The sequence below is a fragment of the Pseudomonas sp. S2_C11 genome (genome assembly GCF_054668395.1).
Genome location: NZ_CP162765.1, coordinates 2,059,913 through 2,078,635, shown reverse-complemented (window position 1 = coordinate 2,078,635; position 18,723 = coordinate 2,059,913). Strand labels below are relative to the sequence as shown.

At 62.4% G+C, this 18,723-nt stretch carries 4 protein-coding genes; all 4 read right to left on the bottom strand.

Translation table 11 applies throughout. The features are described from left to right. Positions 1-28: 28 nt before the first annotated feature. The gene (locus AB4N48_RS09530; RefSeq protein ID WP_460095253.1) at positions 29-12,514 is read right to left on the bottom strand and encodes a filamentous haemagglutinin family protein; all 12,486 of its coding nucleotides are present in this window, start codon (positions 12,512-12,514) and stop codon (positions 29-31) included. Between the two features lie 174 nt (positions 12,515-12,688). Then, positions 12,689-13,792 (bottom strand): substrate-binding domain-containing protein, encoded by a 1,104-nt coding sequence (locus tag AB4N48_RS09525; protein WP_460095252.1) that lies wholly within the window; start codon positions 13,790-13,792, stop codon positions 12,689-12,691. Positions 13,793-14,230: 438 nt separating this feature from the next. Further along, entirely contained in the window at positions 14,231-15,439 is a 1,209-nt protein-coding gene (gene gspF / locus AB4N48_RS09520) for a type II secretion system inner membrane protein GspF (RefSeq protein WP_460095251.1), read from the bottom strand. Then, positions 15,439-16,845 carry a type II secretion system ATPase GspE gene (gene gspE, locus AB4N48_RS09515; RefSeq protein ID WP_460095249.1) on the bottom strand — a complete coding sequence of 469 codons (1,407 nt, stop codon included), beginning with the start codon at positions 16,843-16,845 and terminating at the stop codon, positions 15,439-15,441. The genes gspF and gspE overlap by 1 nt, the downstream gene beginning before the upstream one ends. Positions 16,846-18,723 lie beyond the last annotated feature (1,878 nt).

Genomic DNA, 18,723 nt, shown 5'->3' with positions numbered 1-18,723 from the left:
CCGCCCAAACGTACTGCACGAGAGTCTTTTACAACGTCAGCTGCCCACGCTCCTCCTCGGTCAGCTGCTGTTTCGCCTGTTCATCCAGCGCCCCGGCGCCCAGCACCTGCACCGGGCTGTCCGGGTTATAACCGGTCGCCGGCGCGCGACTGGCACCATCGCGCGTTGGTGCCAGTTGCTCGTTGCCGAAACTGAGCACCTGCACAGTGAACACCGAGGCCTGGTTCTGCCGCGCCGCTGCCTGTTGCTGCCGGGCGACGTCTTCCGCCGCTTGCGTAGCGGAGGATGCCGCCGAACTGGCCGAGGTGATCGCGCCGGTATTCACCGCTGACACCACCGGCACGCCGGTCGCTTTGCCCTGCACCGAAATGTTCGCGGCGTTGACCACCGTCAGCGCGGCGATGTTGACGTTGCCTGACACGCGAATCCCCGCCTCGCCGGCATCGATGGTGCCCAGTGGCGCGATCAGGTCGATGTTGCCCGGCGCCACTTCGGCGATCGGGTTGAGCGTGGCGATACCGGCGCCGGTGCTCGGCACCGACGGCGACAGCGTGACGTTGCCCCAGGTGTCGTAGACACGTTTTGGCGGCGTGTAGACCACGGTGGTTTTCGAGCCGCGACCGGCGTTGATGTCGCCCTCGGCGGACCAGCCGAGAATCGAGCCGCCGAACGTGGTCATGATCCGGCTCTGGCCGAGCAGAATGCTGCCTTGGGAGTACAACTGAATATCGCCCGAACCTTGGGTGATGATCCCCGCCGTCGACGGCGGCGCCGCGCCTTCAATACCGAACACCTGACCACCGCCCGGCGTGAGCATCTGGATATCGCCGCCAAACAGCGTCTTGACCCCGGCGCCACCGTACATCGTGATATCGCCGTCGTAACGGATCGGATTGCCGGCGACATCAGTGGTCGGGAACAGCGCCGCAATGGCGTTGCGACCGCGCAAGTAACTGCCGGTGCGCGGGCCATTGGCATCGGTGTATTCCAGGCCGCCGGCGCGCAATTCGGCGAAGTACACCTGGCGGGCGAAGATCGCCTGTTCGGTACTCGGCAGTGCGGCGAAGAACGCTTGCGCCTGTTCGTCGCCACCCTTGAAGCCATAACCCAGGCTCAGCCAACTCTGCAGTTCTTCGACGTAGGTCTTGACCACTTTGCCCGGCTGCGCGCTGAGGGCCACCGCTGAATCCGCGACGTTTTGCGGGTTCAGATAACGCGCAATTAACCGTGAGTAATCCGGCCCCTGCGCGCCCGCACCCGCTTGCATCACGATGCTCGCACCGGGGCGCTGATCGCCTGCCACGACAGGACCGAGGCTGGTGATGCTGGCGCGATCTTCCATCAGGATATTGCGCCCGGCATTGACGTCCAGAACACCCGGGCCGGCAATGTCGAAGCTGCTGTAGAGAATGTCTCGCCCGGCCGAAATCCGCGAAATGTCGCGCGCATCGTTATGCACGAACAGATTGCCGGTAGACGCGATCTGTTCGTTATTGCGACCCATGCCCCCAACGGGCGCAAACGTGGGTTGCCCCAAATTGGTACCGGACGCCACGATGTCACGCCCCGCCACCATCCACACCGGGCCTGCCGATTCATACCAGGTGCGCTTCGTGGTCGCGAACGCCAGCGTTTCGCCCGTGCGAATTCCTACCAGGTCACCGGTCAGTGCATAGAAGCGCGCCGGCCCCTGAACACTGCTCAACCCCGAGTAGCTATCGGGACCGAAGGCAAACAGTGGATAGCGCGAATTGGTTTGCGCCAGCACACCATCGCTGCCGGCGTTGGTCGTGATCGGCCGAGCGGACTGGTTATTGCCGTAGCCATTGAACGCGGGTGCAAACGGTGTGGCGAGCGCCGCCGGGCTGGCCCCTGACTGGTTGATGGCGTAGCCGCCGGCATAGATCGAATCCCCTGCGATCAGTTCAAGCTGCCCCGCGCTGGAAGGTGCCAACAGCAATGACCAGGCCAGAGCCGGCGCCGGGTTGCCTATGCCGTAGGCCGCTGATGGTCCCGCATAAATCGAGCCCTGGCCGGCCACGGCACGCAATATCGAAGGAAAGACGAAGCGGTCATCGGTCGGTGACCCGTTAAGCCCGGCGACGGGGTCCTGCCCGGTGGTTTCCATCAGCTGGGTGCTGGGCGTCAGGTTGCCGCCGGCCGAGAACAAATCGATGGCCGTGTGATCGGTCCACAGCGAGAAACCACTCAAACCGCCACCGGCATGGTAAATGCCATCGGCCGTGGTAAACGGTGTGGAGTTCTGCAACCTCACGCGGCCCGGATCGGCGGCGCCACCCAACACCAGATCGCCGCGGGTGTTGAGGCGCATGCCGGAGTCACCGGGAATCAGCACCAGCCCGCCACTGGCATTACTGGCCGTCGAGTTGAACGGGTCGAAGGCGCGCGTTTCCCGTGGGTCATGAAACAGCGCCGAGGCGCCGTACTGCAGATTGATACCGCCCAACGCGGCGCCCGTCAGTTGCGCCGCACCGCGCAGGTTGATGAGCGCGCCCTGCAAGTCGTGCGTCGGCGTACCGGTACCCGCCAGGCCGGCACGTGCCTGCAGAGACGGATTAAGGACACCGCCCAGACGAATATCCAGGTCTCCGCCACCGGTCAGTTGCAAGTTCCCGTCACTGTCCACGCGGCCCGTACTGCCGACAGCCACGATCAACCCCTGACTGCGAGGGTACGACGCATACCTGTCGTCGCCCATGGTCTTGAGCATGCCAGCATCCCCGCCGGCGCTCAGACTGATGTTGCCGCCGCCCAGCGTACCGAACCCGGTAAAGCCCACCAGATAAGGTCTGGTTTCCTCGCCCAGCGCTGGCAATGGCTGCGCAGCGTAGCTGCCGAAATTGATCCACCAGGCAGTCGGTACATCGTTGTTGCCGGTACCTTGGCGCCAGAGCCAATTGCCCACCGCCACACTCGGCACCTGCTCCCGCGTACCGTCGCCCGTGGCGACCGAGCGACGGCCAAGCACGTCACCCGACACAGACCCGCCGGCATTGATCGTCAGGTTACCGCCCATCTGCGGATACCAGGCCTGATAGAGGCTGGCACTGCCGCCATCGACCCATTTTTCGTAATCGCTGCCAGCGCTGCCCAATACCGAGCCATCAGCCGACAGCCTTCCGCGGGGCTGGTTATAACGCGCGTCGACGTCTGCCGATTGGGTGCCGGCGGTGTAGACGCCGAAAGGTGAGGCCATGCTGAGGTTACCGGCCGCCATCAAATCCAGGTCGCCGGTGCCAGTACGCAAAACGCTGAACATCTGCGTGTGGGCCTCTGCGCTCTTGCTCGGATTGTTTTCAATGCACAGTGCCGGGTCGATGGAGCACCAGAACAATTCGTCATCGTTCATCGGTGTGTAATCCGGCATGCCCATCCAGTTGCCAGGCGCCCACACACTGCGCGCCATGGGCGCGCAAGAACCGGGAGCGATATCACAGAGCACAAGGTATTCCTCGGGAACCGGTTCGTACGGTGTAAAGCCATACTCGTTATCCACCGCCCAGACCAGTTTGCCGGCCACCTCGATCATGCTCACACCATAGTGAGTGTCGGCCATCTGCAAGTTGCCGACGCTGGCCTGAGGTTTCACGCTACGGCTGTCGGCCGCGGTCAGATCGGCCCCTGCCACCATGCGCATCGACCACGACGCACTGCCCGCCGGCAGCATGCTGGCGATCGCCCAGTTTCGACCTTGCTGGTTTCCATTGGCAGGACGCAGGTCGAGGAATACCGTGCCATCGGCGAGCTTCACGTTGGTCATGGAGGGGATCAGCGAACCCCGCAACAGCGCCAACGTTCCGTTCAACACAACACCCACCGTTTTATTGTCGGCATCAACCGCACCCGGCAGCGGCACGCCTTTGGGCCAGAGCAGGGCCTGCAGTGCGGTGGCGTTGTTCAAGCGAATACCTGCACCCAAACGACTGCCGGCCGGCAGGGTCACAGCGTTGTCGAGCAACGTACCGGCGGCATACATCAGGTTACCCGCCGCGTCATGCACATCGCCGGCCAGCACCGTTCCACCCTGTAACACGTAAGGTGCGGCCAAAGTGCTCTGAACCGGCAACACCGTGCCCGCGGCCAGTGTGGCGGCTTGAATCGGCAGGTCGTAATTCAAGGTGGCGCCAACCGGAAAGAGCGTCCCTTCGGCAAGGCTGACACCACTGCCCGGTACGATCAGGTCACCGCCGAAAGGCTGTATCCCCGGCAACAGTTTCCAGCCGGCGTCGTCCACGGTTTCCGGCGGCGGTGCGAAACCGTCGTTGATGCTGCCGTAGATATCGAGGTTGCCACCGGCACGGATCAACAGGCTGCCCGCTTCCCCGCTGCCATACACCGACGTCCGGCGAGTGTGCGGGTTGAGGCTGGCGTAACGGTAGCCGGACAAGTCGAGATCGCCCTGCACCACCAGATCGCCGTCAGCGGTTTTGCTGACGATTTCCACCCCCGGGCGCAGATGAAACGCATCGGCATAAGTCGCATTGTTGAGGCCGGCCAGTTTGCGTTGTAGCAGATCACTGTTACCCAGCGCCGCATCGATAAAGCCGCTGCTGTCTGAGTGAATGCGATCCAGGTAGGCTTGATCGATCACTTGATACGGGCGACCGCTGGCCGCCGGATCGGTGCCATCGGCAGCATCACTGTAACTTCGCACGGCATTCAGCCCGATGGAGCGGGCACCTTGGATACTCAACGTACCGCTGGCATCCACCGCAATGTCACCGCCGCCCAGGCGCGGTGCATTCAGCTCCAGCGTCCCACGCAACACCTCATCGCGTTGTCCCGCCTGGTTTCCAGGCACTGCATCGGTGCCGTGACGCAGATCAATCCGTGCACCAGCGGCCAGCGTCAGCACGCCGTCACCTGAATTGAGTTCAACCATGGCGCGGTTCGGTGCATCGATGATTTTGCCGTAGCTGTCGACGCGCAGTACGCGGCCATGGGCATCGAGCAGCGCGTTGCCCGTCAGGTTCAAACCGTTTTTGCCGGCAAGGCGAATGCTACCGACCCGTTCACCACTGGCATCGATCACCCCGTCCACGGTCAGGTTGCCGTTGTCCACCGAGACATTGACTTGGCCCGCTTTGAGTTCGTTACCGATACGCAGATTGCCCTGCTTGAACTGGAAGCTTCGACTGCCCACTACCCCGCCGGCATTCAAGCGCAGGTTAAGGCTGGCAAAGGCCTCGCTCAAATCACCCGCCAGGCGCTGGGCGCGAATGTCCACGCCACCGGCCTTGTACGGCACCCACGTACCGCCCGCGTCGTAATAGCCACTGCTGCTGCCGACAATCTGCCCTTGCAGATCAACCTGTCCAGCGTCAGTGGCCAGGGCCACAACGTTCAATTGCCCGGCCTGATTGTTGACGGCGGACAGATCGATTCGCGAGCCCGCCGACTGACGAATATTGCCGTTGTTGCTCTGCAACGACACGTCGCCGCCCCAGCTGTATTTCTGCACATCATTGAACGGCAGAACCCGGCCCGCCATGTCCACCTGCGCGCCGCTGCCAAGCAGCAGATCATCTTCGGCATTGACCAGCAGCTTACCGCTGGCGAGGACGATGCGACTGTCGAGCACAACACTGCGTGCCGTCAGGCTCAGTTGCGCACCGAGGGCATCCGCGGCAGCCGTTGTGGCGCTACCACTCAGAGTCAGGTTGTTGCCCGCCTTGAGTTCACTGACCGAGGCGGCCTCGCCGGTCAGCAATGGCGTGCGCAGATTGAGATTGCCGCCGCTGTAGCTGACCCCCTTGACCGCGTCATAAGCTCCTTGGGATTCGTACACCGCCAGGCTGCCCTTGTGGTTGGCGGTGATGCGCTCGCTGGCGTTGAAGTTGACGTTGGCAAATCCCAGGGCCAGTCGGTTATTGCGATCCAGGCCATTGGGCTGCGGGTTCGGGCCATAACCCAATTCGATCCGCTGCGCCTGAATATCCAGCGTGCCGTGCCCGTTGCCGGCGCCGCCGTTGACAACCGTACCCGGGGCCTGAGTCGCCCCGTTCCAGATCAGATTGCGGGTGCGGATCGTCGCGACATCGGTGGCAGCGCCCGAGCCGTAGATAGCCGGGCTACCCAACACCAGATTCTGCAAACGGCTCTGGCCGGTCTGCGGATCAATGGTGTCGAGGGTCACGCTGCCGAAAAAGTTGAACGCATCGCGGGCCACCAGACTCAGGGTTTCCAGGGCGGGGGCGCCAGATTGCGTGTCGCCCTGCAACAGGCGATCCAGCACGTTCTGGTTAAGCGTCAGGCCCGCAGGTGTGCGGCCGCTGGCTGCGGCCAGTGCTTGCGGACTGCCGGCATTGACCACACCGACCGAAAGCCCGAGTTGGCGAGTGCCAAAGCGCACGCTTTCGCCCAGTTCGAAGTCTTTGTCAGTGGCGGCGATGATGCTGCCGTTGGAGTACAGCAACGCCGCAGCGGTGCAATCGGCCGTCGGACAGTTGCCGATACGAATACTCCCGCCCCCGCCATCGGTGGGCGCAAGCACCGGCGTCCAGCCGTTGGACACCACCAGCAGGCTGGAGCGCCCCGGTTCGTAGACGAAACCGGCTGCGGCATCATACGGAACGTTACCTCGCCCCAAGGTATTGACGCCCGCTCCCGCATCGATGGTGATGCCGCCATTGGCGCTGTTACTGCTCAACACAACCTCTGGCGCCGAGAGGATCGCGCCTTCGCGCAGACGAATCGCCGAGGTATTGCCGATCACCTTGATCGAGCCGCCCTCCGAACCGTAATACACGGTTGGGGTGCCACCGATGGTCAAACGTCCGGCATTCAAGCGGTTGAGGGTGTCGGCGTACAGCGATACACCGTCGAACCCTGGCGTTCGCGTATGCCCGGCACCGAGAATTTCAAACTCTGCGCCGGTATAACCGCCCTGAACGACCGCCGTACCAATGACCCCGCCGCTGGCAGGTTTGAACAGCACCTGCCCGTTGAAATCCAGGGCTGAGTCGTGGTCGCCGCCACTGACCACGCGCAGGTGCAGCGTGTTGCCGTCCAGCGGTGTGCGGGCGCGCGGCAGACCGCGGCGGGCAGCATCATTGAGCACAAATTGGCTGAACCCGGTTTCGTTGTACTGTGAATAGCGCCGCAGCACATCGGCAGACGTCACGATGACCTGGCTGGGCAAACTGTCGCGAATACCGGTGTTGGCAATCGACAGCTGTCCGGCCGTGGTCCACGAGCCATTGCGCAACTTCAACGCACTGTCCATCGGCCCCGCAATCGCTTGACCATTGATTTCGACCCGCAAGGCGCCCGGTAACAAGGCAAAGGTCGATGGCAACAAGGTGTAGGTGCCGGGTGCCAGTCCGGCAACGCCGGTCCCGAGGGTGATCTGCTGGCCGATACGCGGGTCGACCGCGCCGGCCTCGGCCAGCATCGGCGCATAGCGGCTCTGGTCACCGGCCACGATTGCATACACGGGGTTGCTGGCCAGCCCCGGCAAACTGAAGGTGCCATCGGTGGCATTGCGTACCAGCGGATTGAGACGTGCATCGGTGGAGCCACCTCGTCCGGAGACAAAACCGGCACCGCGCAAATCGCCGCCGCCCGAAAGGTCGATCACCGCCCCGGCCTGCACATTGGTGTATTGCGCATCAAGGATGACTCCGGAGGTCGCTCCGGCAATGCCATTCAACATCACCGACTTACCGTTGTACCGATAGTCGATACCGTCGGTTGTTCCTCCATAGGGCATGACCAGTCCGGCGGCGCTGACTGAAGTCACGCTGCCCGGCAGAAGGTGAAGTTCACGGGTTTTGACAATGACGTCATCACCCAGGGATATCAGCCCCAAAGGCGCACGAATGACGCCGCCCTGCTCGATCTGTCCCGCACTGAGTGTCAGGCTGCCGAACACCGAGTAAGGCAAAGCGGTCGGCGCCGCCCCGTGATTGCCGATACGCAACGTATGCTCCGGCACCGATCCGGCCATACTTTGATAGCCCACTCGCACCTCAGCCGAGACGCCACTGGCCGGGTAGATCTGCGCAGCCCGCATGTGCATGTCACCCGCAGTCCACAGACGGCTGCGCTGCTGTTCATCGGTTGGCGCGAGGAAGCGCAGGTCGCCCTGGCTGTCGAGCGTGACCAGACCAAAGCCACGGCGACTGACCGTCAGCGCCGGTGCGGCCGATTGCACGAGAGTCCCTTCGGTGCCGAATGAAAGCGAGTTGCCCACGTCCAGCAGGTTCGCGCTGGCGGTGAATTGCGCGCCGGACAATTGCGCTGTCGGATTGCTCATCACCCGCGGACGCACTTTGACTTCCGAGCTCAAATAGGTGCCCAGCCCTGACAGGCGCAGGTAAGGTGCGCTGAGGTTGACCCGGGCGCTGTCACTCGCCGACTCGGCCAATGAAAGAGAACCGGCGAACAGGCTCAGGCCCTGCCCCATATGCAGGTCGACATCGCCGTCGAACGTCATCAGACCGTTGCTCAGCAGACTCACGCTGTCGAAGCCACCGCTCATCAGCTGATCGGCACTCAAGCGTGTACGCCCGTAGCGTAAAAGTGGCGAAGCCTCACCGGCTCGCAGCGGCTGCGGCAGTGCCGGCGCTGGCCCTTGGCCAATGATCATTTCACGTGGCACGCGCACCGCATTGCTCAAGTTCGCGGGACCGTACGCCGGTGTATCCAGAGCGATTTCCAGACGCCCGCCCGCCGCACCTGCACCGCCAGCATTGGCCTGCAGACTGCCCTCGATGAACAGACCATTGTAGGAACTCAGGGTGATCCGTCCGCCATCGGTGGCCACACGAGCGGGGCCTTGCCCACCGCTATCGAGCACGGCTTGCGCACCGGACGCTTCCAGTCGCGCACCTTGGCGGATGATGACGTAAGCATCGGCAGCGGTCGCCGTGATTTTCTTCACATCAATCTCGCCACCGACAATGATCGAGCCACCCTTGCCAACCTGGCCGTAGACGCGGCCCAGCGCATCGACAGCGGTCGCTGCCCGACCGGCAACATCGATCAAGGCATGTTCACCGATCCAGATCGAACGGTTGTGCGGGGTCGGATCGGCCTCTTGCAAGGACGTCGCCACATCAATCGCGCCGAACTGCTGTTGACGGATATCGACAATACCGCCCCAGGCGTTGAGTTCACCATCAAGCGTGATCTGGCCTGCCCCGCGCAAACCGATGCGCTGGCCGGGATCGACACTGATCCGTGAGCCTTCGCCAATCGACAACGGACTGCTGGCGGGATCAATCAAGCCAGCAAGCGTCGCGCCGGCCTGCAATGCGACAGAAGCGCCGGCCCTTTGCGTCAAGACGCCCTTGAGCGGGTCTTCCTGAAATAACGCGGGCGTCCATAGCTCCAGCGCAGCGCGCGGCGACATACCGGACACAATGGTCGAGGGGGATTCGCCAAATCGATAGACCGGCATCTGCACATCGATCGCGCTTTGCGCGGCGACCTCCAGCCCCTTCAGACCGATGATGTTGTAGGCGCTGAACCCCGTGCGGAACAGCTCCGGCGTCAGGCGCAGGGTCTGTTCTTCGGACACTTCGCCGGAAGCGCCGATCCGCACCTTGCTGGCCTGCACGGTCAAGGTGCCGCCGCCGTTCACGCCATAGCCCTGCACCTCGCCATCGAGCACCATGCGCGACTGGCCTGGCGCACTGTTGGCGCTGGATTCAAGCGTCACGTCGCCACCCTTGCCGCCACGCATCTTGCCGTTGGCCAATACCGCACCGCCCGACGAAACATCGACCAGACTGCCACTGGCCAGCAGAATGTCGCCGGTACTGCGGATCGACACCGTCCCGCCATTGAGGTACGCCAGGCCGCCCGCGTCGTCCGGGTTACTCGACAGGTTGCGCCACAGACCGCGCGTCTGCAGCTGCACACCCTGCGCAACCGTCACTCGCGCTTGCTTGCCTGCTGAAACCTGGAGACTGGTGTCATCACGCCGATCGGTGGCGAGCTGGTTCAAAACGTTGCCCAATTGCAGGCTGCCGCCTTGCGCAATCAGATCGGCATTGACCTGCACGTCAGGGCTGAACAGGGTGATGTTGCCACCGTGATCCACCGTCACGCCTTCATTGACTTCAATCGTGTTTTTCGCCGAAATCTTCAGCGCGCCCAGCGCGAAACCATTGAGCAGCCCGGCATCGAGGAACAGTTTGCCTGCGCGTTCTGCCGCGACCGCATCGGTCAGCCCTGCGTTCGCTACGCTGGCATGCGCGCCCCCCACTTGCACCTGATCGAGCAACGGGTCGAGTTGATAGAGCAGGCCGGCACTGGCAGCGACATAAGCAGCATCGTAACTGCCAACCACCAACTGCCCTCGCCGCGCCCGGGCGGTCTGGGTCTGGGCATAGCCGTCCAGACCTGCCCGCGGTGCCTGGATTTGCCGTTCGCCCTGAAACACCTCACCCAACAGCTGGCCATCCAGCACGGCGTTGCCCGTGGCGATCACCAACTGGCCGGCATCCCGGCCAACGGTGTAACCCGCTTCCTGACGACGCGTTGGCGCGATCAGCGGGCTATAGAAATAATCCGTCTGGCCCCAGCGCTCGCTGTGACTTTCGTAACCCTTGTAAAGACCGTTGTAGAGAATATCGCCCGGCGCACGCGACACTTCGTATAAGCGCCCGTCCGCACCGCGCAGCCAGCTCTGGCGAATCTCGCCGCCCTGCACATCAAGCGTGCCGCCGGACACATTGATCAGCGAACCTTTTTCGCTGATCACGTCCTTTCCGGAAAACCGCACCTCACCGCCCTGCGCCATCCATTCACCAACGCCATGGCCCTGAGTGCCGAGGTATCCGCCGACCTCCAACAACCCACCGGCGGTGTACCAGCGGTCGGTGGCGTAACCGTTGGTGCCCGCCGGCACGAATACCAGCTCACGGACATCGACCCAGATGTCGTTACTGTTGAGCGCGCCGCTCTCGCGATTGACCGGCGCATCACGCTGCTCGTTGCCCTGGACGTTGATCTTGATGTTGTTGTTTGCCATCGCCACTTTGACGCCGAGGGCGCCGGACACGTCGATCACCGCCCCCTCGCGCAATAGACTGCGCTGTCCGGCGGCAACTGCCACCTGCCCACCGGTGGCAAGGGTGATCGAGCCGCTTTTGAATTCGACGGTGCCGCCGCTGCCGATGTCGATGCGTGACTGATCGCTGCGGATCCGGTTGTTGGCGTTGACGCCGGTCAGCGCCGCCTCGCGCTGGCTGTCCAGGGCCGTGAGATCACTGCTGTCGAGCAGAATCGCACTGACACCATTTTCGCCCAGGGTCACACGGCCTTGGGCATCGCTGGCCGGATTGAGCAAATGCACGGTGCCGCGCGTCGCCACCGAAGTGCTCGCCAGCAGCACACCGTTTTGCACAACATCGCGGCCGGTCAGGGTGATGTCGCCGGTGGATGCCTGGATCAGGCCGGTGTTGCTGACTTTGCCCGAGCTGTCAGCCTTGAAACCGGGAATGACCTCACTGCCGAAAGTGGTTGAATAACCATTACCGTCGGTACCCGAGCCCTTGCGGATATAGAAACGGTCCCCCGCACCCAGCACCGTCTGACCTTTGGCCGTACTGATCGAGCCGTCGTTCTGCACGTCCTGGCCGAGCAGCAAGGAATAGCCGCCGGCGTCGGTGGAGAGCGCAGGTTGATGCGTTTGTATGGCTGCGCCACGCTCCACCAGGACTTTGCCAGCAGCGTCGGTAAAGGTTGGCTGACTGCCGGTGCTGTCGAAATACAGACCCCGATCGCGAAATTGTGCATCGGTCATGTTCGCGGCTGCCGCTACCAGATTTCGCACATTGACCTGGCTGCCACCACTGAAGACGATGCCGTTGCGGTTGATCAGCATCACCGTGCCGTCCGCTTTGATCTGCCCCTGAATCTGGCTGGCGCGTGCGCTCGGATCGTTGACGCGATTGAGCACCGCCCAGTTGGCCTGCTGGGCAAATTCCACTGTGGTATTGCGGCCGACGTTGAACGTTTCCCAATTGAGAATCGCCTTGTCGGCGGTCTGCTCGATCTTCACCGTGGTCTTGCCGTCGGCCTGGGTTTGTTGCGGGCCTTTGGCGTTCATCCAGCCCTGGCTCAGGCTGTTATCGATCTTCAGGCCACCCTCGCCCAATCCGTCCGGAACCACTTGCACACTGCCCAATGCGGCGGCACGTCCAGCGGCTTGTGCGGCCTGCTGAGCGGCAATCGCTGCCACGGTGTTATTGAGCGTCTGCAAAGAGCGCTGCAACTGCTGGCTGGCCCGTTGCTGCTGCGCCAGCGGTGGCGTCATCCCCGGCAGACCGCTCCCACCCGGACGTGACGCCGAAGCCTGCTGCGCTGCGCCCTTCGCGGCAAACCAGGTGGAACTGAACGCTGTCGCCGCCTCGGCACTGCCCGCCACCAGACACAAGGCGACGGCTTGCGCCAATGGCTTGAGCAGCCACTGTGCGGGATCGCCCGCGCCACGTTTGATCGGCCGGATACGGTTACTGTGACGGGAGGTGCGAGCAAGCATCACTACAGGTCCTTTTGGGTGGCAGGTCGGATCAGCCCTGCTGTTACGACATAGGCAGTTGGCGAGCCTCACGACCGAACGGATGTCACACAAACTTCATGTTCGAGGAGTAAATCGGCAAAAAAAAACAGCAGCCCGAAGGCTGCTGCCGTTTCATTGCAGTTGAGACAAGGCTTACAAAGGACGACCAATGCCGTTGCAGGCGTTGGCGTTGTTGATGTCCAGGTTATTGCCCGAGGTGTTGGTGATGAAGTTGGCGGTCACAGCGGTTTTCCAGTTGTTGGGAACCGGCGTGAAGCTGTGGGCGACGGTGGCGACGTTGTTGCCCGGGTTGCTGTAGTGGGTGGTCAGGAAGTTGCGCACGGCGGTGGCCACGGCTGCATCTTTGTAGCACTGGCCGAAGATGAAGTTGGTGTAAGCCACAATCGGGTAACCGCTTGCCGGGTTAGGCACGACCGGGGCCCAGCCAGCCGGGTTGGCAGGTGCGCTTGGCACCGGTGCAGTGCTCAGCGCCAGCGTCACGTTAGCGTTGGTTGGCTGGACGCCATTGACGCGGGCAACCACAGCGTTGCTGGTGGCGTTCACGCCGTCCGGCCCCACATAGCCGATCGAACCGTCCACGGCGTTCACCGCAGTGGCCACATCAGCGGTGTTGGCTACGCCGACCCAAGTCGATGGCAGCGCGGAACCGGCCGGCAGACGAGCGTTGGTGAAGGTGGAGTTGACGGCGAATTTGCCTGGGCAAACGGCGTTCAGGTGGCGACTGAGGATTTCAGTGGTGCCACTGGACACGCTGCGGTAAACCACACGGATCGGCGTGCTGTCGGCGTTACCCAGCAGAGCGCCCCAAGTGGTGGCGGTGCCCGACAGCGCATCGCACAGTTGAGCGCTGGTCAGGTTGAGCGCGGTCTGACCGGTTTTTTTGTACGGAATGGCAACCGAAGTGGCCACCGATGGCAGCTGGATCAACGGGCCGTACGAAGCACCGAAGTTGCTGGTGTAGGTGCTGAGTTCCGAAGCGCTGAGGATCGAGTCGCTAGCGGCGAAGTGCACAGTACCGGTGGTGCTGAACTGGGCAGCGTTGTTGGTCAGGAAAGCGCTTTTGCCAATGCCGCTACCGGTTACGGCGTAGCTGAAGTTGGCAGGCAGGATGCTGTTGGCAGAACCTTTGTACAGCGCGGCAGGCAGCGAGGCGCCACCACCGGTTACGGCCATGGCCTGGGCGGAAGCCAGAGCGGCGACGGTCAGTGAGGCGGCGATCAGAGTGCGCTTGAACATGAAGAATCTCCTTTTCAACTTGGTTTGGAACACAGGTTTCGGAAGGCTTGCATGACACCGGGAGGGTCCACCGCAGTGGAGCCGCAGGGAGAAATTCGCAGCTTCCGGTGACAGATAAAGGAAAAAACCTCGGGAGCTGCGCGGGGATTTTTGTGGGGATTTCTCGGGTGTTTGCGGGATGTCGCGGCATGTCTGGATCGGGGGTTTGGCTGAACCGGGCTGGAGCCGTTGGCGGGTGGTTGCAGATGACAGAATGGAGAACCCGAGAATGGGCGGATTGGGGCTCGGGATATGCTCAGGGCCGGTGAAAAATATTTGAGTTTTGTGTTGTCGGGACTGGCGCTTTCGCGAGCAGGCTCGCTCCCACAGTTGAAATGCGTTCCTCTGTGGGAGCGAGCCTGCTCGCGAAGAGGCCAGCCCGGCCAACATCAAAAGCGGCTACTGCACCAACTGATTGATCTCAATAATCGGCAACAACACCGCCATCACAATCACCAGCACCACCCCACCCATCACCACAATCATCAGCGGCTCGAGCAACGCGGTCATGCCCATCGCCCGTCGTTCAATGTCCCGGGAAAGCGTCTGCGCCGCGCGCTCGAGCATCGGTGGCAGCGAGCCGGTTTTCTCGCCGCTGGCGATCAGGTGAATCAGCACCGGCGGGAAGACATTCTCCACGCGCAGCGCGGCGGCGAGGTTGACGCCTTCGCGCACCTTCGCCGTGGCCTCGCTGACGCTCAGGCTCAAGCGGTCGTTGGACAAGGTCTGCCGCGCTGCTTCCAGCGCACGCAACAACGGCACGCCGGCGCCGCCGAGAATTGCCAAGGTGGAGGCGAAGCGCGCGGTGTTCAGGCCGAGAATGAAACGCCCGAACAGCGGCAACTTCAGCACCCGGTGATGCCAGCTCAAACGCGCCGCCGGATTGCGCAAATACAGCCGCCAGCTCCAGAACGCCCCGGCCATCAGCGCCGCACACAACCAGCCCCACGCGCGAATGAAATCACTGGCGGTGAGCATCGCCAGCGTCAGCTCCGGCAAATCCTGCCGCGCCTGAGAAAACGCGCTGACCACCTGCGGCACCACGTAGCTGAGCAGGAAAATCACAATGCCGATCGACACCAGCCCGACCACGCCGGGATAGATGAACGCGGTGAGAATCTTGCCGCGCAGGTTGTTGCGTTCCTCGATGTAATCGGCCAGCCGCTCCATCACCTGGGCCAGATCGCCGGACTCTTCGCCAGCGGCAATCAGCGCGCGGTAAATCTCGGGAAAATCCCGTGGCCGCGACGCCAGCGATTCCGCCAGACGCATGCCGCTGCGCACATCGGCGCGCACGGCGCTGAGGGTCTGGGCGATGTGCTTTTTCTCGGCCTGCTCGACCGTCGCGCTCAGTGCTGCTTCCAATGGCAGGCTGGCACCGAGCAGGCTCGCCAGTTGCCGCGTGGCCCAGGCGAGATCGTTGTCGGAGAGTCTGGCGCTGAACAAACCGCCGCCGTGTCGGGCGACGTTGCTTTCCTCGTGCACCGACAGCGCAGTCAGGCCACGTCCGCGCAAGGCACTGAACGCTGCGCTCTGGCTGTCGGCCTCAAGGTGCCCGGACTCGATTTTCCCGGTGGCATCCGCCGCTTCAAAGCGATAGCGATTCATCAGGCGTCCCGTGTCACACGAAGGATTTCTTCCGGCGCGGAGGCACCGCTGCGAATCCAGCGCTCACCGTCCTCACGCAGGCTGAACATCCCCGCTTTCGACGCCGCCGCGCGTAAGGCCTGCTCCCCTGCCCCTTGGTGAATCAGCGTGCGGATGTCGTCGTCGATGCAGAACAATTCGTGGATGCCGGTGCGGCCGCTGTAACCGGTGTGATTGCACGCCGCGCAACCGACCGGGCGCCAAGTGCCGGGCGTGGCCGGATCTTCCTGTTTGCACTGATTGCACAGGCGTCGCACCAGGCGTTGCGCGAGGACGCCGAGCATGGATGACGCGAGCAAAAACGGCTCAACGCCCATATCGATCAGGCGATTGACCGCCGACACCGCGTCGTTAGTGTGCAGCGTCGCCAGCACCAGATGCCCGGTGAGCGAGGCCTGCACGGCGATTTGTGCGGTCTCGAGATCGCGGATCTCGCCGATCATGATGATGTCCGGGTCCTGGCGCAGAATCGCCCGCAGCGCGAGAGCAAAGGTCATGTCGATCTTGGCGTTGACCTGAATCTGGCTGATCCCCGGCAAATCGTATTCCACCGGATCTTCCACGGTGAGGATGTTGCTGGTGCTCGCATCCAGCCGCGCCAGCGCCGCGTAGAGGCTGGTGGTCTTGCCGCTGCCGGTCGGCCCGGTGACCAGGACGATGCCGTGGGGCTGGCGGATCAGGTGGTCGAGCTTTGCCAATACCTGCGCATCCATGCCGAGGGTTTCCAGATGCAAGCGCCCGGCCTGTTTGTCGAGCAGGCGCATCACCACCCGTTCGCCATGGCCGGTGGGCACCGTTGAAACGCGAATATCGATCGGCCGCCCCGCTACGCGCAAGGCGATACGACCGTCCTGCGGCAAGCGTTTTTCGGCGATATCGAGCTGAGCCATGATCTTGATCCGCGACACCAGCGCACCGTGCAACGCCTTGCGCGGCGAGACCACGTCACGCAGGGTGCCGTCGACGCGGTAGCGCACCACCGAATGGGTTTCGAACGGTTCGATGTGAATGTCGCTGGCCTCATCGCGCGCGGCCTGGGTGAGCAAGGCGTTGATCATGCGGATCACCGGCGCGCCGTCCTGGGTGTCGAGCAGGTCGGTGATCTCCGGCATGTCCTGCATCAGCCGATCGAGATCGACCTCGTTTTCCGCCGCACCCACCACCGCCGCCGCACTGCCGGTGTCGGCGTAAGCGCTGGCGAGCAAACCGTCGAGCTCGTCATCGCGCACCCGCTCGATCCGCGTCACACCGAACTGCCGACGCACTTCGCTGATCGACCAGCCCGGTGTCGATGGGCACACCGTCAGCACGCCATCGCGCAAAAGAATGCGCTGCGCCTTGGCCCAGGCATACGGCAACACACTCATCGCCCACCCTCCCCAGAATCCACCGTGGCAATGCGATCCCCTATGGCAATGAGATCCTCAGTGACAATGAGATCCCCTGTGGCAATGCGATCCTCTGTGGCGAGGGGATTTATCCCCGTTGGGCTGCGAAGCAGACCCAAACCTTGAGAACCGGTTTCTACAGACAAATCGCGTGTACCGGTTTTACGACTGCTGCGCAGCCGAGCGGGGATAAATCCCCTCGCCACAATCATCATCTCAGTCAAAACCGGGTGCTCCCTTCAATCGGTACCGTGGCAATGGGATCCTCTGTGCCAATGCGATCCTCTGTGGCAATGCGATCCCCTGTGGCAATGAGATCCCCTGTGGCGAGGGGATTTATCCCCGTTGGGCTGCGAAGCAGACCCAAAACTCGAGAACCGGTTTCTACAGGCAAATCGCGTGTACCGGTTTTACGACTGCTGCGCAGCCGAGCGGGGATAAATCCCCTCGCCACAGTCATCATCCCAGTCAAAACCGGGTGCTCCCTTCGATCGGTACCGTGGCAATGGGATCCTCTGTGGCAATGCGATCCCCTTTGGCAATGAGATCCCCTGTGGCAATGGGAACCTCAGTGGCGAGGGGATTTATCCCCGCTCGGCTGCGAAGCAGACCCAAAACTCGAGAACCGGTTTCTACAGACAAATCGCGAGCACCGGTTTTACGACTGCTGCGCAGCCGAGCGGGGATAAATCCCCTCACCACAGTCATCATCTCAGTCAAAACCGGGTGCTCCCTTCAATCGGTACCGTGGCAATGGGATCCTCTGTGCCAATGCGATCCTCTGGGGCAATGCGATCCTCTGTGGCAATGAGATCCCCTGTGGCGAGGGGATTTATCCCCGTTGGGCTGCGAAGCAGACCCAAAACTCGAGAACCGGTTTCTACAGACAAATCGCGTGTACCGGTTTTACGACTGCTGCGCAGCCGAGCGGGGATAAATCCCCTCGCCACAGTCATCATCTCAGTCAAAACCGGGTGCTCCCTTCAATCGGTACCGTGGCAATGAGATCCCCTGTGGCAATGCGATCCCCTGTGGCGAGGGGATTTATCCCCGTTGGGCTGCGCAGCAGACCCAAACCTTGAGAACCAGTTTCTCCAGGCAAATCGCGTGTACCGGTTTTACGACTGCTGCGCAGCCGAGCGGGGATGAATCCCCTCGCCACAATCATCATCTCAGTCAAAACCGGGTGCTCCCTTCAATCGGTACCGTGGCAATGAGATCCCCTGTGGCAATGCGATCCCCTGTGGCGAGGGGATTTATCCCCGTTGGGCTGCGCAGCAGACCCAAACCTTGAGAACCAGTTTCTCCAGGCAAATCGCGTGTACCGGTTTTACGACTGCTGCGCAGCCGAGCGGGGATAAATCCCCTCGCCACAGTCATCATCTCAGTCAAAACCGGGTGCTCCCTTCGATCGGTACCGTGGCAATGGGATCCTCTGGGGCAATGGGAGCCCTTGTGGCAAGAGATCCCCTGTGGCAATGGGAACCTCTGTGGCGAGGGGATTTATCCCCGTTGGGCTGCGAAGCAGACCCAAACCTTGAGAACCGGTTTCTACAGACAAATCGCGAGCACCGGTTTTACGACTGCTGCGCAGCCGAGCGGGGATAAATCCCCTCACCACAGTCATCATTCCAGTCAAAACTGGGTGCTCCCTTCAATCGGTGCCGTGGCAATGGGATCCTCTGGGGCAAGGCGATCCTCAGTTGCAATAGGATCCTCCGGGGCAATGAGATCCTCTGTAGCAATGCGATCCCCTGTGGCGAGGGGATTTATCCCCGTTGGGCTGCGCAGCAGACCCAAACCTTGAGAACCAGTTTCTACAGGCAAATCGCGTGTGCCCGGTTTACGACTGCTGCG

What these genes read in the sequence shown, in the direction of transcription:
- gspE (WP_460095249.1), bottom strand. Translation starts at nt 16,845, where the DNA reads ATGAGTGTGTTGCCGTATGCCTGGGCCAAGGCGCAGCGCATTCTTTTG.
- AB4N48_RS09525 (WP_460095252.1), bottom strand. Translation starts at nt 13,792, where the DNA reads ATGTTCAAGCGCACTCTGATCGCCGCCTCACTGACCGTCGCCGCTCTG.
- AB4N48_RS09530 (WP_460095253.1), bottom strand. Translation starts at nt 12,514, where the DNA reads ATGCTTGCTCGCACCTCCCGTCACAGTAACCGTATCCGGCCGATCAAA.
- gspF (WP_460095251.1), bottom strand. Translation starts at nt 15,439, where the DNA reads ATGAATCGCTATCGCTTTGAAGCGGCGGATGCCACCGGGAAAATCGAG.